At 65.9% G+C, this 18,134-nt stretch carries 18 protein-coding genes, 1 tRNA gene, 1 pseudogene and 1 riboswitch; of the genes and pseudogenes, 9 read left to right on the top strand and 11 right to left on the bottom strand.

Features of this window, described 5'->3' with window-relative positions; all coding sequences use genetic code 11:
- Positions 1–104: 104 nt before the first annotated feature.
- The 5 genes from ACQR1E_RS27520 to ACQR1E_RS27500 form a co-directional block, all read right to left on the bottom strand.
- A complete protein-coding gene (locus ACQR1E_RS27520) occupies positions 105–1,013 on the bottom strand; it encodes a transporter substrate-binding domain-containing protein (RefSeq protein ID WP_315751259.1) in 909 nt (302 codons plus the stop codon).
- Between the two features lie 98 nt (positions 1,014–1,111).
- A complete protein-coding gene (locus tag ACQR1E_RS27515; RefSeq protein WP_315717162.1) occupies positions 1,112–1,705 on the bottom strand; it encodes an SCO family protein in 594 nt (197 codons plus the stop codon).
- 21 nt (positions 1,706–1,726) lie between these two features.
- Positions 1,727–1,915: a hypothetical protein gene (locus ACQR1E_RS27510; protein ID WP_315751257.1), complete on the bottom strand. Its 189-nt coding sequence runs from the start codon at positions 1,913–1,915 to the stop codon at positions 1,727–1,729.
- 130 nt (positions 1,916–2,045) lie between these two features.
- Positions 2,046–2,570 (bottom strand): hypothetical protein, encoded by a 525-nt coding sequence (locus tag ACQR1E_RS27505; protein WP_315751255.1) that lies wholly within the window; start codon positions 2,568–2,570, stop codon positions 2,046–2,048.
- Positions 2,571–3,283: 713 nt separating this feature from the next.
- The gene (locus ACQR1E_RS27500) at positions 3,284–3,643 is read right to left on the bottom strand and encodes a hypothetical protein (RefSeq protein WP_315717159.1); all 360 of its coding nucleotides are present in this window, start codon (positions 3,641–3,643) and stop codon (positions 3,284–3,286) included.
- A 165-nt stretch (positions 3,644–3,808) separates the two neighbouring features.
- Between ACQR1E_RS27500 and ACQR1E_RS27495 the strand changes: the two are divergent.
- Both ACQR1E_RS27495 and ACQR1E_RS27490 read left to right on the top strand, forming a co-directional pair.
- Positions 3,809–4,173 (top strand): annotated as a pseudogene (locus tag ACQR1E_RS27495) (nuclear transport factor 2 family protein).
- Positions 4,174–4,349: 176 nt separating this feature from the next.
- A complete protein-coding gene (locus tag ACQR1E_RS27490; RefSeq protein ID WP_316195061.1) occupies positions 4,350–6,215 on the top strand; it encodes an AMP-dependent synthetase/ligase in 1,866 nt (621 codons plus the stop codon).
- Positions 6,216–6,249: 34 nt separating this feature from the next.
- Here the strand turns inward: ACQR1E_RS27490 and ACQR1E_RS27485 are convergent.
- Positions 6,250–6,323, bottom strand: a tRNA-Gly gene (locus tag ACQR1E_RS27485).
- A 230-nt stretch (positions 6,324–6,553) separates the two neighbouring features.
- On the opposite strand from ACQR1E_RS27485, the gene ACQR1E_RS27480 reads away from it, so the two are divergent.
- The 5 genes from ACQR1E_RS27480 (at position 6,554) to ACQR1E_RS27460 (ending at position 9,510) form a co-directional block, all read left to right on the top strand.
- On the top strand, positions 6,554–6,973 hold the full coding sequence (locus ACQR1E_RS27480; RefSeq protein ID WP_315827966.1) for an SPW repeat protein: 420 nt from the start codon (positions 6,554–6,556) through the stop codon (positions 6,971–6,973).
- A gap of 223 nt (positions 6,974–7,196) precedes the next feature.
- The gene (locus ACQR1E_RS27475; RefSeq protein WP_316195063.1) at positions 7,197–7,769 is read left to right on the top strand and encodes a methylated-DNA--[protein]-cysteine S-methyltransferase; all 573 of its coding nucleotides are present in this window, start codon (positions 7,197–7,199) and stop codon (positions 7,767–7,769) included.
- Positions 7,770–7,846: 77 nt separating this feature from the next.
- Positions 7,847–8,686, top strand: a complete 840-nt coding sequence (locus ACQR1E_RS27470; RefSeq protein WP_315751249.1) for a helix-turn-helix transcriptional regulator — start codon at positions 7,847–7,849, stop codon at positions 8,684–8,686.
- A 52-nt stretch (positions 8,687–8,738) separates the two neighbouring features.
- Positions 8,739–9,098, top strand: coding sequence for a VOC family protein (locus ACQR1E_RS27465; protein ID WP_315751247.1), 360 nt, complete (start codon positions 8,739–8,741; stop codon positions 9,096–9,098).
- A 10-nt stretch (positions 9,099–9,108) separates the two neighbouring features.
- Positions 9,109–9,510, top strand: a complete 402-nt coding sequence (locus ACQR1E_RS27460) for an SRPBCC family protein (protein ID WP_316170710.1) — start codon at positions 9,109–9,111, stop codon at positions 9,508–9,510.
- A 4-nt stretch (positions 9,511–9,514) separates the two neighbouring features.
- Here ACQR1E_RS27460 and ACQR1E_RS27455 read toward each other — a convergent pair whose 3' ends face one another.
- Positions 9,515–10,993: an MATE family efflux transporter gene (locus ACQR1E_RS27455; RefSeq protein ID WP_316170709.1), complete on the bottom strand. Its 1,479-nt coding sequence runs from the start codon at positions 10,991–10,993 to the stop codon at positions 9,515–9,517.
- Positions 10,994–11,123: 130 nt separating this feature from the next.
- Positions 11,124–12,230: a 2'-deoxycytidine 5'-triphosphate deaminase gene (locus ACQR1E_RS27450; protein ID WP_434897818.1), complete on the bottom strand. Its 1,107-nt coding sequence runs from the start codon at positions 12,228–12,230 to the stop codon at positions 11,124–11,126.
- A 112-nt stretch (positions 12,231–12,342) separates the two neighbouring features.
- Positions 12,343–12,422: riboswitch (SAM riboswitch) on the top strand.
- Positions 12,423–12,498: 76 nt separating this feature from the next.
- Here ACQR1E_RS27450 and ACQR1E_RS27445 point away from each other — a divergent pair.
- Positions 12,499–13,707, top strand: coding sequence for an O-succinylhomoserine sulfhydrylase (locus ACQR1E_RS27445; protein WP_315751242.1), 1,209 nt, complete (start codon positions 12,499–12,501; stop codon positions 13,705–13,707).
- A 77-nt stretch (positions 13,708–13,784) separates the two neighbouring features.
- Here ACQR1E_RS27445 and ACQR1E_RS27440 read toward each other — a convergent pair whose 3' ends face one another.
- The 3 genes from ACQR1E_RS27440 to ACQR1E_RS27430 are packed head-to-tail and all read right to left on the bottom strand — an operon-like array spanning position 13,785 to position 17,093.
- Positions 13,785–14,945 (bottom strand): GDSL-type esterase/lipase family protein, encoded by a 1,161-nt coding sequence (locus ACQR1E_RS27440; protein ID WP_434897817.1) that lies wholly within the window; start codon positions 14,943–14,945, stop codon positions 13,785–13,787.
- Positions 14,946–14,958: 13 nt separating this feature from the next.
- Positions 14,959–15,717: an SGNH/GDSL hydrolase family protein gene (locus ACQR1E_RS27435; RefSeq protein WP_316195067.1), complete on the bottom strand. Its 759-nt coding sequence runs from the start codon at positions 15,715–15,717 to the stop codon at positions 14,959–14,961.
- The gene (locus tag ACQR1E_RS27430) at positions 15,717–17,093 is read right to left on the bottom strand and encodes an OpgC domain-containing protein (protein ID WP_316195068.1); all 1,377 of its coding nucleotides are present in this window, start codon (positions 17,091–17,093) and stop codon (positions 15,717–15,719) included. Before ACQR1E_RS27430 ends, ACQR1E_RS27435 begins: the two co-directional genes overlap by 1 nt.
- A gap of 324 nt (positions 17,094–17,417) precedes the next feature.
- Between ACQR1E_RS27430 and apaG the strand changes: the two genes are divergently transcribed.
- Positions 17,418–17,810, top strand: coding sequence for a Co2+/Mg2+ efflux protein ApaG (apaG, locus tag ACQR1E_RS27425; RefSeq protein WP_315717145.1), 393 nt, complete (start codon positions 17,418–17,420; stop codon positions 17,808–17,810).
- Positions 17,811–18,134 lie beyond the last annotated feature (324 nt).

The raw sequence follows: 18,134 nt of genomic DNA, 5'->3' as shown, positions 1-18,134 counted from the left end.
AGCGGTCATGATACCTGTCATTCCGGGGCGATGCGAAGCATCGAACCCGGAATCTCGAGGTTCCGGGTTCGCGTCTTCGACGCGCCCCGGAACGACGGCAAGCGCTAGAACGGGCTGATCGAGAAGTAGCGCAGCCACAGGTCGGTGTAGCGGCCTTTTTCCCAGACCCGGAACAGCGCCCAGTTCAGCGCCTGGCGCAAGAGGTCGTTGCCCTTGCGCACGGCGATGCCGACGCCCTCGCCGAAATAGCGGCTTTCGACGAAAGGTCCACCGGAAAAGGCGCAGCAATCGCCGGAATCGGTGCCATTGACCCAGAACGCCAGCGAAATGCCGTCGCCGAAGATCAGGTCGACCTCGGCCCGGCGCAGCGCCTGCCGCAGCGCCTCGTCGTTCGGATAGCTCTTGATCTCGGCGTCGGTAAACATCGCCTTGAGGTAAGCCTCGTGCGCGGTGCCGGCGACGGCGCCGATCTTCTTGCCCTCGAGAAATTCGGGGCGGATCTCGGTCATGACGGCGTCGCGGCGGGACACGAAACGCGCGGGCGCCCGGTAATACGGATCGGAGAAATCGGCCCGCGCCCGCATCTGCGGCGTCACCGCGATCGAGGCGATGATCGCATCGCCGCGGTTGGAGGACAGCGCGTCGAGCAGGGTTTCGAACCGGCGCATCTGGACGGTGCAGGTCACCTTGATCTCGTCGCAGATCGCCCTGGCAAGATCGACGTTGAAGCCGGCCGGATTGCCGTCCGGACCGGTGAAGTTGAACGGAGGATAGTCGGTCTCGGTCAGGAACCGAATCACCGTGAGGCGCGACAGATCGGGCCGCTCCGGCCGGCGTCGCGGGTCCCAGAACCCAGGGACGGCCTGCGGCGCCGCCTCGACGGCGGGCCTCACCGGCGCCTGGGCGCGCGCCTCCGAGCCGGCTGCCGCGAGGCCGAAGCACAGCAGCGCGCCGGCAATGGCGGCGCGGGCCGCAGGCGCGGATTTCACGGGCTTTGACAAGACGGTCGGCATCAGCGGTCCCGATGGTCAGCGCCTTATAGACCATCCATGCGCAAATTCGAGGCTGGATTCGGCCCGGAGGCGGCCGCCCGGCTGGAGCGTTAACGCGCTCAGAGGTATTTCTTGAGATCCGCCGCCGCTTCCTCGGGCGTCCGCTTCAGGTTGAACGGCGCGACGAACCGGCCGTTGCGGTCCATCAGATACACCAAAGCGGTGTGGTCCATGGTGTAATCGCCGTCCTTCAGCGGGACCTTCTTGGCATAGACCCGGTACTCGGTGAGAACCTTCGCCAGCACCTCGGGATCGCCGGTCAGGCCCTTGAGATGCGGGTCGAAGCTGGAGAGGTAGTCCTTCATCGCGGCCGGATTGTCGCGCTCGGGGTCGACCGAGACGAAATAGGCGTTGACGCTGTCGGCATCCTTGCCCATCGCCCGCAACACCTCGGAGATCTCGAACAGCGAGGTCGGACAGACGTCCGGGCAATGGGTAAAGCCGAAGAAGATCAGCGTCGGCCGCCCTTCCAGGCTCTTCTCGGTGACGACGGCACCGCTCTGGTCGGTCAACTGAAACGGGCCGCCGATCGCGGCCGGCGCCGCGATGTTGCGGCCGCCGCCCATGACAAGGAACATCAGCGACAACCCGACCACCAGGCTGGCGGCGAAGGCTCCGACGATCACCAGCGGACGGGTGACATTGGACGGCATTGCGCGCTCCTTCACTGTCTCTCAGAAGCAGGCCTGCCAGCCGGCCGCGATGGTCTCGAAGAACACCGCGGTCCCGTACTGCACCCACATCGTCACGGCGCCGACGACGAGCCCGATCGCCGCGATCCCCGCCGCGAGGGCCGGAGCAGAGGCCGGACGCCGGGCTCGCGATGCGGACGGTATCTCTTGGGGCGCTGAAAGAGGCTGCATGATGGCGTACTCATCGGCCGGAGCCGGCCAAGCGGCCCACCCCTCTCGCTCCAGATAAGCCCCGCAGCCGGTCCAGGCAAGCGCCGCAGTCGGGCCGCGATCACCCGAAGCGACTAGTGCCTCAGTGTGATCAATGGGAGGCAGAGGCCTTGGCGGCAGCCGGCGAGATGGTCGGTGCATTGGGCACGACGTGCGAGGAGGCCGGAGAGGACGCCTGGGCATCCATATAGCAGGGCTTGTACATTGCCTGCAGCTCCCTGCCCTTCAGGAAGATCATCCGGGGCGTCAGGCCGCCGCGCTGGGTGATCCAGCGGCGGATCGGCGAAGGGTACATCGAGTACAGCATCTGGGTCGCCTCGGGATTGGTGACGGCGCGGCCGTTGGCGCCGAAATCCCAGGCGGCGTGGAAGCCGAGATTGGCATGCGAGGTGACACAGATCTTCTCGTGCGGGATCGCCCCAAGCACGATGGTGCAGGCCGATGCGCAGAGCCCGTCGATGATCACATACTCACCGGAGGATCGCAGGCCCTGGTACTTGTCGACATAGGTTCCGATCCGGCCACCGCGGTCATCGGCGATCCGGACCACGGCCTGGCTGGCGCCGACCCCCGACAGCAACAGAACGACCGCAAGCAATCCCGTCCAGAATTTCATGTCGAGCCCCAGTGCAACCCGGCGAAAACCGATCTGACCGACTTTGGCACGCTTCGTGTGATGCGCTTCTTGTGATGCTTGGACTGCGGTGGACCTTGCAATCACGACCCCATCCGCAGAACCGGAACGCGAAAGCCAAATCCAAATCGCAAATGCAGCGTGTTTCGAGATCGTGTTTTTGTCCAGGAGAGCGCAGCTGCGAAAGCCAAATTCACCGCGAGTGTTGCAAGCCCGCTGCACCAATGAGTCGCTACCACCGAAAATGGACCAACGCTGGTTCCGGACATGGCGGTGGCGCCACGAGCAAGGCAGAGGCCCGGCATGATTCGCCCATCGGCGCGGCAGCGGCGTCACGGCGGCACAAACGACACTCCGGAGAAACCCGGGGCCGAGCTTCCGCGCGACACGCGCCCCGCTGCCCAGTGACGGCGGGACGCTCGCCCGCTCATCGCCGGCCCAGGGGTGCTCGTGCGATCACGATCGCGGGTGCGGGCTTCCGCCAGCCCCGACGGCATGGCCGAAATCCGGAGATGCGACGGATGCAATCACAAGGTTGGACCGTTCGGCCGAGCCCTCGCGCCGCAAGCGGGCGCGGCAGGGTCTCTCCTCGCACCGCGCCGTCTGGATCGGGAGATGGAGCGAGGTCGGGCCGATATCGCGCTGGCAGCCGGGGAGACGATCTGCCTCCCGATGCTTTCGCCGTCTGGACCGAACTAATTATCGGGCAGCCGAATCCGTGCACCAAAGGTGACGAGCGGCGCATCGGCGGCGCCGAGCTGGATCTGCCGCTCCGGCACCTCCTGATAGCTGCCGTCTTCAATCTTTCTTAATTCATATTGCCAGACCGTTAACGTCTCGCCGCGCGCGAGCGCATCGCGGATGCGGCTGGCGCCGCGTCCCGGCAGCTTGACGAGGTCGTCGCGCATCATGCCGATCATCGTCGGGCTCTCGCCGCGATGCAGCTCGAAGAACACCATGCGATTGGGCTTGTCCTGCGGCTTGAGCACGGTATCCGCCGTGAACAGCACAAGACAGATTGCGACGGCAATCCACTTCCAAGTGTCGGACATCATGAGACGCATTCCCCGCACCGCCTCTGCGCGTGGCGTAGCCCTCGCGCAAACGGGCGGCAACTTACAGTTCTGTCATTCCGGATGAGATGACGTTCGACGTAATCGATTCGCTGCGCGCCGGGCGCGATGATGGGCTCCTCATCGTTCACAACATGGAGAGCACCAATGACCAACCCGACCGAGATCGCCGAGAGCTACATCGCGCTGTGGAACGAACGCGATGCCGCGCAGCGCGGCGCATTGCTCGCACGTCACTGGACCGCGGATGCGTCTATGTCGACCCGCTGATGCGCGGCGAAGGACGCGATGCCGTGGACGGCCTGGTCGCGGGCGTGCAGCAGCGCTTTCCCGACTTCCGCTTTCGCCTGATCGGCTCCGCGGACGGCCACGGTCATCATCTCCGCTTTTCCTGGGAGCTCGGCCCCGAGAATGCGGAAGCCCCGATCCTGGGCACGGATTTCGTCGAGCTGGCCGACGGCCGCATCCGGCGCGTCACCGGGTTTCTCGACAAGGTCCCGCAGGGCGCCTGACGGACGCCCCGATCCGCCCGACCTCCCACAGCAGGGTCGGCCTGCCGCGATTGCCGGGCTCCCATGCGCAGACGCACGATCTGTCTCGTGGTGATTGCGCTACGTCAACGTCGGACCCGGTCCGCCGCTGCAGAGCTTCTGCTTCGCGACGGAGTTCAGGATCGCCGGAGACGGGCGTGCAACACTCAAATCCCATCGATGATCACGCCATGGCGGCCGACACGCTGGCCGGTATCACCACCTTGCCCGAACTCTGGCGCTGGCGCGTCGAACGGAGCCCGGACAAGCAGGCCTACCGACATTTCGACGCAGGAAGCGGCCGATGGGCGAGCTTCTGCTGGCGCGAGATCGATCTCGTCGTCGAGCGATGGCGGCGAGCGCTCGCGGCCGAGGGCTTCGCCCAGGGGGAGCGTGTCGCCATCCTGATGCCGAACGGGATCGCGCATCTCGCCATTGACCAGGCCGCGCTCTCGCTCGGCCTGGTGCCGGTGCCGATGCATGCCGTCGATAATGCCGACAGCATCGCCTACATCCTCGCCGATTCCGGTGCCCGGCTGCTGCTGGTCGATTCGGACACACGCTGGGATGAGATCGCAGCGGTCGGCGAGGCCCTGCCCGACCTGGGACGGATCGTCTGCGCCGACCGGCAAACGACCCCGCCGACCGGCGATCCGCGCCTCGTCGATCTGGAGGCGTGGTTGAAGGCGCCCGGCGATGCCACGCCTCCCGGCACCCGGATCGCCATCGCGCCGCACGACCTCGCCGCCATCGTCTACACCTCGGGCACGACGGGCCGGCCCAAGGGTGTGATGCTGTCGCACGACAACGTCGTTTCCAACCTCAAGGCCATTCATCAGCGGCTGGCGGCCGATACCGACGACGTATTCCTGTCGTTCCTGCCGCTGTCACACACGTTCGAGCGCACCGCGGGCTACTACTACCCGATCGCCATCGGCGCCTGCGTCGCCTATGCGCGCTCGGTGAAGCAGCTGTCCGAAGATCTGGTGGAGGTCCGTCCGACCATCCTGATCTCCGTGCCGCGCATCTATGAGCGCATCTATTCGGTCATCATGCATCACCGCGCGATCGCAAACCCGCTGGAACGGGTGCTGCTCGACCTGACCATCGCGATCGGCGGCCGTCGCTTCGATGCGCAGCATGGGCGCGGGACGAGACTCTCGGCGTTCGACCGTATCGCGTGGCCGCTGCTGCAACGCCTGGTCGCCGCCAAGGTACTGGCTCGATTCGGCGGACGGCTGCACGTCGCCGTCAGCGGCGGCGCCCCGATCGCCGAGCCGGTGGTGCGGCTGTTCCTGGCGCTCGGGCTCGAGGTGCTGCAGGGCTACGGCATGACCGAGACATCGCCCGTCGTCAGCGTCAACACGCCTGACGACAACGACCCGCGCACCGTCGGCCGCGCCCTGCCGGGCATCGAGGTGCGCATCGGCGACAATGACGAGTTGATGGTGCGCGGCCCAAACGTGATGCTCGGCTATTGGCGCCGGCCGGACGAGACCGCGCGCACCAGGGAAGCCGACGGCTGGCTGCACACCGGCGACCAGGCCCGCATCGACAGCGGACGCATCACCATCACCGGTCGGATCAAGGACATCCTCGTCACCTCGACCGGCGAGAAGATTGCGCCCGCCGATCTGGAAACCGCGATCCTGACCGATCCGCTGTTCGAGCAGGCCATCGTGATCGGCGAGAACCGGCCGTTCCTGACCGCGATCGTCGTGCTCAACGCCAACGGCTGGGCTGAGCAGCAGGCGAGGCTCGCGGCGCACGGCCAGCGCGGCACCGAGGCCGAAGCGGCCTCTCTGCTGCGCCACATTGCGCGAGCCGCGAAGGCCTATCCGTCCTACGCGACGCCGAAGGCGGTGCATTGGACCTTGGAGCCGTGGACCGTGCAGGAAGGCCTGATCACGCCGACGTTGAAGAACAAGCGTCCGGCGATCGAGCGGAGCTTTGCGAAGGAAATCGAGGCGATCTATGCAAAACGCCCGTCAGCTTCGCGGCCGTCGGCTATCGTACAAAGCTGATCTTGCAGGGCACCGCAGCAGGACATTGCGGCATTGGAGCGGGCGAAGGGAATCGAACCCTCGTATGCAGCTTGGGAAGCTGCCGTTCTACCATTGAACTACGCCCGCGCTCGCCAATGCTTAGCCGAGACCATGCGTTTCGCCAAGCGGCTTGTTGCCGCGAGACCGCCAAGGCCCCGGAGGGCAGACGCAAGAGTTCTACCACCGGCCTGATCTCCCGATCGTGATCGGCCGCAACCGCAGGCTCCGGAACGGATCGGGCCGATCGCGCTTTTGCCCGTTGGAAGCGGCGCCTCTCCCTGTTTCGCCACGCCGTGAAGGTCCTGGGAGCTCACATCATGCAAAGCCACAGCCCCGCGTCTCAGACCGCCCCCTCGAAAGCCCTCGCCGTGATGTCGGGTCCGTCGGCGCTCGACCTTTACACCCTCGGCTGCGGTCTGTTCCTAGCCGTCGCGCCCTGGCTGTTCGGCTTCGTCGGCAGCGTCGGCCGCATCAACGCTGAGTTGGCGGGGGCTGCCGTCATCGTGCTCTCGCTCGGCGGCCTTCTTGCGTTTGCCGATTGGGAGGAGTGGCTGAAGGTCGCGCTTGGCGTGTGGCTGATAGCAGCGCCCTGGCTGCTCGGGTTCGTGCATACGTCGGCGATGCATGTCAGCATCGCCATCGGGATCGCCGTGACCTTCCTGAGCCTGCTCGAACTGTGGCTCGCGCATGATCCTGATTTTGCTGGCGATGGCCCTGCATTGGTGAGCCGGCCGTAGCGGCTTGGCCGATCGCGCGTCGCCCGCGCGCAGCGCCTCCTCCCGCGATCGCGTTGCGATGACAGAGATCGCAGACGCGGGATCGCAACGCAACGCTTGACAACCATGACCCAAATCAGGGCAAACCCGCCCCGGTCACGCCGCGCTGTTAACACTTTGTAAACAAAGTTGATGCGGGCGATCGTGACGATGATATGATGTGGCGTGGGGTTGGGGTGGCGTCATGGGGCGTGGGTATACGATCTTTGATACGGCCCTCGGCCGTTGCGGCATTGCGTGGAGCGATGTCGGAATCACCGGCGTACAATTGCCGGAAGCACGGGAAATCGAGACGCGGCGGCGCCTGTTTCGCCAGTTTCCCGACGCACGGGAGCAGCGCCCGTGTTCGAATACTGAACTCGCCATCGAAGGCATCGCGGCCATGCTGCGCGGGCAGGACGTCGACTTCTCCGACGTTGCGCTCGACCTCGACGGCGTCACGCCCTTCAACCAGCGCGTCTATGATTGCATTCGCGCCATTCCGCGCGGCGAGACGCGCACCGCCGACGCGATCGCAGACCAACTGCACGTTCCCAAGGCGCTGAATTCGATCGCGCAGGCGCTGAGTAGGAATGCGCTCGTGCTGATCGTTCCCTGTCACCGCGTGCGTGACATCGGCAACGGACTCGACAAGCCGTCGCCCAACAGCGGCATCGTCTCCAAGCGTCGGCTGCTGTCGCTCGAAGGCGCAAAGCCTCATGCGGGCCTGACGTTGTTCGACGCGTTTCTCGCCATCGACAGGCCGCGCGCATTGTAAGCCCGCCTTCGCGCGTCGCGCGATATTATCTCGCACGACGCCCTCCTCTTTCCGCCGCAATGCGCTAGATTTACAGGATGACCACCACCATCCTGTTCGAAAGCCGCGACGTCACCGTGTCCGAGTTCCGCTGTGCAGCGGTCCCTGGCGAGCGTCCCTATGTCGAGCAGTATGCCGGCTACTCGCTGTCCTATGTGCGCAAGGGCAGCTTCGGCTGCCGGCACCGCGGCCGCTTCTTCGAGCTGGTCACCGGCTCGCTGCTGGTGGGCCATCCCGGCGATGAGTTCATGTGCACGCACGATCACGTCTGCGGCGACGAATGCCTGTCATTCTTCTTCGATGATGCGCTCATCGACGAGATCGGCTGCGACAGCCAGGCCTGGCGGGCTGGCGCGATGCCGCCGCTGCCGGAGCTCATGGTCCTCGGTGAGCTCGCGCAGGCCGTCGCCGCGCGCGAGCAGGACCTCGGTCTGGACGAGGTTGGACAGATCATCGCCAGCCGCTTCGTCGCGACCGCCACGGGCCGGCAGGAACGGGCGGCGACGCCGAGCCTGCGCGATCGCCGGCGCGCGGTGGAGAGCGCATTGTGGATCGACGACAATGCGGAGCGCGACATCGACCTGGCGGCTGCGGCGCACGAAGCCGGCGTCAGCCCGTTCCATTTCCTGCGGCTGTTCGCGGCGACGATCGGCGTGACGCCGCATCAATATCTGATCCGCTCCCGCTTGCGGCGCGCCGCGCGGCGTCTCAGCGAGGAGGACACGCCGGTCACCACCATCGCCTATGATTCGGGCTTTGCCGATCTGTCGAATTTCACCCGCACCTTCGCGCGCGCTGCCGGCGTGTCGCCGGCGAAGTTTCGCAAGGTCTCCCGCGGCGAGCGCAAGATTCTCCAAGACCATCTGAGCCGCCATTGATTGGATGATCCCAGCGCGTGCGGCAGCCGCATGCGAAGCATGGAGATCATCGATGTACGATCATATCGGCCTCAAGGTCGGCAATCTGGACGCCAGCGTCCGCTTCTACACATCGGCGCTGGCGCCGCTCGGCCACATCCTCTGCTCCAAGGACGAGGCGTCGGCGGGCATCGGCCCGAAGGGGGAGCCGGCGCTGTGGCTGTATGTCGACAAGGGCGCCAGCAAGGGCGCCGCCCATATCGCGTTCCGCGCCCAGGACCACGCGGCCGTCGCCAGATTCCACAGCGAGGGGCTGAAGGCCGGCGGCAGCGACAATGGCGGCGCCGGGCCGCGCGCGGACTACAGTCCGACCTACTACGCCGCCTTCCTGATCGATCCCGACGGCAACAACATCGAAGCCGTGTGTCCGTGAGGTCAAGCCCATGGCATCCATCCAGAAGGACATTCCGATCGCAGCCCCGGCGGGTGCAGTGTGGGACGCAGTGCGGGATTTCGGCGCTGTTCATACCAGGGTGGCGCCCGGCTTCGTCACCGGCACCACGCTCGACGGCGACGTCCGCATTGTCAGCTTCGCCAACGGCAGCGTGGTGCGCGAGCAGCTGGTCGACTGCGACGATCAACGCCGGCGCCTCGTCTATGCCATCAAGAACGAACGCATCAGCCAGCACAGTGCGTCGTTTCAGATCATCCCGGAAGGCGACGAGCGCTGCCGGGTGATCTGGACCACCGACGTGCTGCCGCACGAGATCGCACCCTATATCGATCAGCAGATGGAGCTCGGCGCGCGCGCGATGCAGGACACGTTGGGCGGGCTGCGCGGATAGCGGCTCAGCCGATACGCGCCGGCGGCGGCCCGCGCGAGTCAAGGCCGCGTCCGGCCGTCAGCACGGCCGGGCGCAGCTCCAGCGCTGCGGCCGGCTTCGGGCCCCAGCGGGTGAGCATGACGCTGGCGAGCGTCAGCACCCCGAGCAGGACCATCGAGGACGCCGCCAGCATGAAGAAGTCGCCCTCGGTCGCGGCACGGCTCAACAGATAGCTGCCACCCGCAGCGATGAAGACGAGCCGCACCGTCTGCGCCAGCACCGGACCGAGCACCCTGGCGGCACCCTGCGAGGAGAAATACATCGAGATCGCCAGGCCGATGAAGGCATACATCGGCGCCGCGACCTGGAGATAGTGCCGGCCCGCGCTGCGCGCGCTCTCGTCCTGGGTGAAGATGTCGACCCACAATTGCGGGACGATCGCGATCAGCGTCGACAGCGCGCCCACCGACGCGAACGACACCAGTCCCGCCGTCCAGGCGATGCGGCGGGCGCGCGCGATTCTCTCCGCACCGATCGCCATGCCGACCATCGGCACCGAGGCCATGCCGACGGAGAATGCGACCGTGGTCATCATGAACTCGAGCCGCGCGCCGATGCCGTAGCCGGCGAGCACGGCGGTGCCGAACGACGCCAGCATATGCGTGAAGATCGCGATCGACAGCACGGATTGCAGCGGCGAGAAGCAGGCGACGGCGCCGACCTTGAGAATGTCGGCGAACATCGCGCCGCTGATCTTCAGGCCCCGCAGCTTCGGCCGCACGCGCGCGCGGCCGGAGAACAGGTACCAGCCCATCACCGAGATGCTGACGCAGAACGCCAGCAGCGCGCCGGCGGCGACGCCGCGCATGCCGAGCCCGAGGACCAGGCTGAGCGTGCCGCCCAATACGATCTGCAGCAGCGCCGAGCTGAGGATCATGAACGACGGCAGCTTCATGTTGCCGGTGCCGCGCAGGATGCCAGCCATCGAGTTCATCAGCCAGGGCAGGATCGCGCCGCCGAAGAAGATCTGCAGATAGGCCGTGGCATGGCTCAGCACCGCGCCGCGGCCGCCGAGCACCTCCAGCAAGGCAGGGCCGAACGCCAGCATGCCGATCATGAAGGTCGCGCCGAACAATAGCGCGATCAGCAGCGCGTGCGTGGCGAGCGTCGAGGCCCGCTCGGCGTCGCCGGCGCCGAGCGCGCGCGCGATCGCCGAGGCCACGCCGCCGCCCATCGCGCCGCCGGACATCGTCATGGTCAGGATCACCAGCGGAAACACCAGCGCCATCGCCGCCAGCGCCTCGATACCGAGCCGGCCGATATAGGAGGTCTCGGCGATGACGACGCAGGTGCCGGCCGTGTTCGCGATGATGTTGGGCCAGGCCAGCGACAGCAGGGTGCGCAGGATGGGTCCGTCGACGAGCTTGTTCCGGATCGGCTTCTCGGGGGGCGGCAATTCACGCCCCTCGCCGACCGGATTGTCGGCCAGGCCGATCTCGGACATTTCAGCTCCCCGCTCGGCCGCGCAGGCCGCGGCCGTCTTATCGTTCGATTGCTCTCGCTTTCCTAGCACGGCGCTGGCGCGCGCCCTGTGCGGCAGGCGCATTGGGGGTGCGCGGCAGACGCAGCCGCGCTCAGAGACGGAAATGCTTGGAGAGCTTCAGGCCCTGGGCCTGGTAGTTGGAGCCGATGCGGCTGCCATACATCGCATTCGGCCGCGCCAGCATCTTCTCGTAGACGAGACGGCCGACGATCTGGCCGTGCTCGAGGATGAACGGCACCTCGCGCGAGCGCACCTCGAGCACCGCGCGCGAGCCCTGCCCGCCGGCGCCGGCATAGCCGAAGCCGGGATCGAAGAAGCCGGCATAGTGGACGCGGAATTCGCCGACCAGCGGATCGAACGGCACCATCTCCGCGGCGTAGTCCGGCGGCACCTGCACGGCCTCCTTGGAGGCCAGGATGTAGAACTCGCCGGGATCGAGAATGAGGCTGCCGTCGGGACGTGCCTTGATCGGCTCCCAGAACTCCTCGACCGGATAGCCGGCGCGGCGGTCGACGTCGACGACGCCGGTGTGGCGCTTGGCGCGATAGCCCACATATCCGTTCGCATTGCTGCCGGACAGGTCGACGGAAAGCGCGACGCCGCCGGTGAGATCGGCATCGTCGCGATCCACCAGTCGCTCGGCCTGGTGCAGCGCGATCAGTTCGTCCTCCGACAGGACCGCGTCGCGATAGCGGAAGCGAACCTGGGACAGGCGCGAGCCCTCGCGCAGCAGGACCGGGAACGTCTTCGGGCTGATCTCGGCATAGAGCGGGCCGTGATAGCCCGCGCCGATCATGTCGAAGCGTCGCGTGCCGTCGGCGATCACGCGGGTGAACACGTCGAGCCGCCCGGTCGAGCTTTTCGGATTGGCGGCCGCGACGATGTCCTTGGGCAGCGCCAGGCTCTCCAACAGCGGCACGATGTAGACGCAGTTGGTCTCCAGCACCGCGCCGTCGGCAAGTGCGAATTCGTGCAGCTTGAGCTCGTCGATGCGCTCGGCGACCGTCGCGCCCGGCCCGGGCAGGAAGCTCGCACGCACGCGATAGGCGATGTCGCCGAGCCGCAGATCGAGGCTCGCCGGCTGGATCTGGCTCTCGACGAAATCATATTCGGGGATGATCAGGCCAGCCTCCGTCATCGCCACGATCATGCGATCGGGGAGGATGCCGTGGGCGTCGGGGCTGAGCGAAAACGGCAAGACCTGATCCTTTGCAGGCGCCGGAACGGCGGCTTATTGAGCCAATATAGGGTCTTTTGACCGGTTATCCGATGGCTGGCTTGACGGAAAGGCCGGTTACGACTATGAGCACGACTTATCCCGTGGTGATTTGAGCCGGCCGGCTTGCAGCCACGTTAAATAAGTCGCTAAACAGGCCGGGGACGATTGTGATCCCGGCCGTGAGGAGTTTTCCCAGGCCGGTTTTTTTGTGCCCATCGCCCGAGGCGGTGGCCACGATGGAGGTCACATGTCGAAGTCCCCCGCGAAGGCGCCGGCGTCGTTCGCCCACTATCGTCCCGAAACGAGGCTGGTGCATTCCGGCACCTTGCGCTCCGAATTCGGCGAGACCGCCGAGGCGCTCTATCTCACCCAAGGGTTCGTCTACGCCACCGCCGAGGAATGCGAGGCGCGCTTCAAGGGCGAGGATCCCGGCTTCATCTATTCGCGCTTCTCCAATCCCACCACGGCGATGTTCGAGCGCCGCATGATCGAGCTCGAGGGCGCCGAGGCCTGCCGCTCGGCCGCAACCGGAATGGCCGCGGTCACCACGGCAATCCTGGCTCCCCTCCGTGCCGGCGACCACGTCGTCGCGGCCAAGGCGCTGTTCGGCTCGTGCCGCTACGTGGTCGAGGATCTCTTGCCGCGCTACGGCATCGAGTCGACCCTGGTCGATGGGCTCGACCTCGCCCAGTGGCAGAAGGCGGTCAGACCCAACACCAAGTCGTTCTTCCTGGAGAGCCCGACCAATCCGACGCTCGACGTGATGGACATCCCCGCCATCGCCGAGATCGCGCACGCCCATGGCGCGCGGCTGATCGTCGACAACGTGTTCGCCACCCCGATCTGGCAGAGCCCGCTCGCGCTCGGCGCTGACGTCGTGGTGTATTCCGCGACCAAGCACATCGACGGCCAAGGCCGCTGCCTCGGCGGTGTGATCCTGTCGTCGGAGGCGTTCATCGCCGAGCACATCCACAATTTCATGCGCCAGACCGGCCCGTCGATCTCGCCGTTCAACGCCTGGGTTCTGCTCAAGGGCCTGGAGACCCTGGCGGTGCGCGTGCGCGCGCAGACCGAGACGGCGGCGAAAGTGGCTGACTTCCTCGCCGCGCATCGGAAGATCTCGCGGCTGATCTATCCGGGCCGCGAGGACCATCCGCAGGCGGCAACCGTCCGCAAGCAGATGCGCGCCGGCTCGACCCTGGTCGGCTTCGAGGTCAAGGGCGGCAAGGCGGCTGCGTTCCGTACGCTCAACGGCCTGAAGCTCGCGCGCATCTCCAACAATCTCGGCGACGCCAAGACGCTGGTCACGCACCCGGCGACGACGACGCATCAGCGGCTGACGCCGGAGGCGCGCGCCGAGCTCGGCATCAGCGAGGGCTTCATCCGCTTCTCCGCCGGACTCGAGCATGCCGACGATCTGATCGAGGATCTCGACGCCGCCCTCAGCGCGGCGTAGCGAATGGCGAATAGAGAGTAGCGAGTAGTAGGATCTCTTTCCCTATTCGCTACTCGCTGTTTCCCACTCGCGCTCGATCACATCGGCCGATAGGTCGGCACCTCGGCCGGTGCGTTGATGCCGAGCTTGACCTGGCCGACCGAGCGGATGATGTCGTCGCCGAGCAACTGAGCGAAGCAGGCATAGCCCCAATCGCTCATGTGCAGGCCGTCCGAGATCACGAACTCGTTGATCGGGATCGCCTGGCGCTCGTGCCAGTCGCGCATCACCTCGAAGCGCGGGAAGATGCCGGCGTGATGCAGCTCGGCAATACGCCCGAGCAGCCTGTTCATGCGGCTGGCGTTCTCCGAGCGCTCGTTGACGCGCGGCGAATATTGCAGGTCGACCAGCACGACATCGGAGGCCGCCGCCTGGATCTTGGCGACGCCGTCCTCGACCAGCCTGGCGGTCTCGGCCGGATCGAGATCGCGCAGCACGGCATTGGTGCCGACCTGCCAGATCACGAGATCCGGACGCCGGTCGATCACCGACGTCTCCAGTCGCTTCATCATCTCCGGCGCATCCTCGCCGCCGACGCCGGCATTGATGACGCTGATGTCGACCATGGGATATTGCCGGCGCAACTGCGCGGCGAGCCGGTTCGGATAGGTGTAGTCCGGCGCGCTCGCGCCAAAGCCCTGCGTCGACGATGAGCCGAAGGCGACGATCACGACCGGCAGGCCGGAGGCGAGCTTGTTGGCGACGTGCGGCAGCGAAATGAAGTTCTTCTTGGCGACACCCTTCGGCGGCAGGCACGGCACGCGGTTGAAGATGTCGGTGGCCGATTTGGCGACCTGCTTGACCTTGTCGATCGCCCGCTCGGTGATGCTGCGCGATTGCGGCGGCGTGGCCGCGACGGCCTGCCCGGCTGCAGCCGGCGGCTGTGCATCGGTCATGGCCGGCGCGGTCGTCGCCGCGGGCGGCGAGGTCGTGGCCGCCGGGCGCACCGCGGCGATCGGCCCGCGCATCTGATCGTTCGCCTGCGCCAATGTGATGTGACCGATGCTCGGTCGCAGCTCGCTGATCAACGGAGGCCTCGGACCGGAGCTCTTCACATCGGAAAGCGCGGCGGGTGCAGCCGGCGCTGCGCTCTGCGCCCGTACCTTCTGCGGGCTCAGCGCGAGGGCGATGGCAATGACCGCAACGGCCGAAAGCTTCTCCCATGTCCCGGATACGCGGTGACACTCATTCGACGTCATGAACGACATAATCCTAGTTCTGCTGCGCCGGCCCGATATGCGCCGCGTCGATGATGAACTTCGACAGCGCCCGGCCGATGCAGTCATGAACCTGCCTGGCCAGCTCGACCCCGTGCGTCGGATTGAACAGGTCGAAATCGCCCTGCTCGTTCCACTGCCGCATGATGGCAAACCGATCGAACAGCGGGATGTCGCGCTGCTGCGCCACCACACGCATGTTGTCGACATAGGGCGGCACGGAGATCAATGTTTCCGTCCGCGGACTGTATTGCAGGTTCATCAAGACGACGTCAGCTCCCGCCTTCTGCAGCGTCGCCACACCGTCGTCGACCGCCTGCCGGAACTCATCAGGATCGATCGACCGCATGGCGTCGACCGTGCCGGTCTGCCAGATGACCAAATTAGGCCGTTTTCCTTCCACCAGTTTAACGAGATTGCCCGCGACCTCCTCGGCCGTCTTCTTGGGCTGCAGCTCGACGCTGAGATTGACGGTGACGGCCGGCAGCTTGTCCTTCAGCGCCGCCTGCAGACGGGCGGGGTAGGCATTTGCGTCGGAGGTGCTGACAATGGAGGATGAGCGGCTTCCGACGACGAGAATATCCAGCGTGCGGCCATTCTTGGCGGCGTCTGCAACCTTCGGGAGCGGGCTCTCGGTTGTCAGCAGGTAGGCCGGCACCTCGCAGTTCTGCGGCGCGTCTTCCGCGCGCGCGGAGGCCGCCAGCGAAACAGCCAGCGCTGCGATACCCAACCTTAACCACGAGACGGACTTCATCAGCCCCCTCCCGCCAGATCGGCGTTGCTGCGCGCACCTTTTCGCGCGGCCCCCTTATCGGCCTCACGCTTGTACCACGAAATCAACGACGCCACCCCCCACATGATGAGGATGCCGCAAAGGCTGATCACCGCGTGCATCATGGCGCCGCCGGACACTTCGGCAAGGACGAAGTGGCCCGCAAACGCCAGAAACACGCCAAGACAGAAGATCTCGAGCGAGTGTTGCCCACAAACAATCAGCGGACGCAGCCACGGCGACTTCAAGAGCGGCCAATCCTTGCGCAAATAGTGCACGGTGAGTGCTGCGAGTGCGAGAAAATGCGCGAAACGCAACACGTCAAGGTCGGTCTTGTCGATCGGATACATCCACTGCTCGATTCGGCGCGGCATCAGATGGCCGAGCTGCGGAATGTACCAGGTCAGGGTCACGCAGAAGGCCGCGACCAGATAGGCGACGCAGAGCCCGAGCGTGATCGGTGAGTTGATGATGCGCGACATGCGCTGGGCGCCCCCGAGCGCGCACCAGGCCCCGAACACGAACAGGAGCTGCCAGGCGAACGGGTTGAACGCCCAGAAGCCGTTCGGATAGGCCGTCAGATAGAGATCGAGCTCCCAGGTGAGTGCGTAGAGAACGACCGAGAGCCCGAGCGTGACGTCAGGACGCCAGCGCATCAGCCACAGGATCAGCGGCAGGAACAGCATCAGCACGATGTAGAGCGGCAGCACGTCCATGTTGACGGGGCGGAAGCGCAGGATCAGCGCCTGCACGATCGTCACGTCCGGCTGCTTGAGAAAGTCCATGATCCCCATCTCTTCGGTGTAGAGCGGGTTCTCGAAGCTGGTCGCGACGTAGGAGATCTCGGCAAGGAAGATCGTGAACAGGAAGACGTGGGCGACGTAGATCTGCCAGACGCGGCGCAGGATGCGCGCGGTGGCGACGATGAAGCCGGCATCCTGCATCGCCCGGCCATAGACGAATGCCGCCGTGTAGCCGGAGATGAAGATGAAGATCTCGGTGGCGTCGGAGAAGCCGTAGTTGCGGATCGTGAACCAGGTCAGCAGGTTCGGCGGCAGATGGTCGATGAAGATCAGCCATAGCGCCAGCCCGCGAAACAGGTCGAGCCGCAGCTCGCGCTCGCCGACCGCCGGGAAGGTGATCGCAGGCGCAGCGGTGGTGGCGGGTGCAGCGGTGACGGCCGGCGCGGCCGCGACGGCAGATGCAGATGCAGATGCAGATGCAGATGCAGATGCAGATGCAGATGCAGATGCAGATGCAGCCGCGCTCGCCGCGGCGGCAGTCTCCGCAGCCGGCGCGGGTGCGGCGCTGGCGGCGGGGGCGGACGGTCCGGCAGGGCGATCGACAATCGACGTCATCAGGCACCGCGTCAAGGCTGCCAGCCTTCGAGGCCCGGCAGGGGAAATGTAGGGCTGCGCAGTTTTTACGCAAGCGATGAAGGACTTATCAGCTGGGCCGTGCCCAGTTTTTCGACCTTGGCGGACGGCTGGTGGGCGATCGCACGGCGCAGGACAGGTCGATCGCCGCCAGGGTGCTGCCTGCCGCGCCCGATCCGAGTCCAAGGAACGGATCGCGCGTACGGCCGACAAAGTCCGCGATTCTTGTGCCATAATGCGGAACTGTGTTGAAAGCACGATGGCGTCGCGATTGGTTCCGGCGCGGGTTTCCGCTACAATGCCACCATGTATCGCGCCGTGACTCGCCACATCGAAGTGACCGTCGAACCGAACTTCCTGCCTGAGAAGTCGTCGGTGGCCGATGGCCGCTGGTTCTGGTCCTATACCGTCGTCATCACCAACAGCGGGGAGGAGACGGTGCGGCTGCGCAGCCGGCACTGGATCATCACCGATGGGATCGGCCGGCAGCAGGAGGTCCGCGGCGAGGGCGTGGTCGGCGAGCAGCCGGTGCTCGCGCCGGGCGAGCGCTTCGAATACACCTCCGGTGTCCCGCTCACCACCGCGTCCGGCTTCATGGCCGGCTCGTATCAAATGGAGAGCGAGAGCGGCGAGCACTTCGACATCGCCGTGCCGGCCTTCTCGCTCGACAGCCCCGAGGGCAAGCGGGTGTTGAACTAGCTGAGAAGGCATGCAGTCCGACTTGCCCCAAGTCTCGTCTGCTCGCTGTCTCTTGTGCTGCAATACGACAGATCCTGCACCCGCGCCGCACGAAATCGTTCTCGCGACGCATCCCGCGCCCGAGCCTTGTCCATTCACCCGCCCTCTGCAAATAGAGGGCGCAGGGAAGGCCGGGCCTCGGCTGAGGCCTGCGGCCCGCCTGCAGAAAAAAATGCAGGCGGCAGGTACCACAGGTCCAGCCGGAACGACCGGCGGATTCAATTGGTCGTCGCAACACTCGATGAGGAGGTTGCGATGGGCATTCGAAAGAAACGGTCAACGCGG

The organism is Bradyrhizobium sp. HKCCYLRH1030 (assembly GCF_051168395.1).
Lineage (GTDB): Bacteria > Pseudomonadota > Alphaproteobacteria > Rhizobiales > Xanthobacteraceae > Bradyrhizobium.
This window is presented reverse-complemented; position numbering and strand designations above follow the sequence as displayed.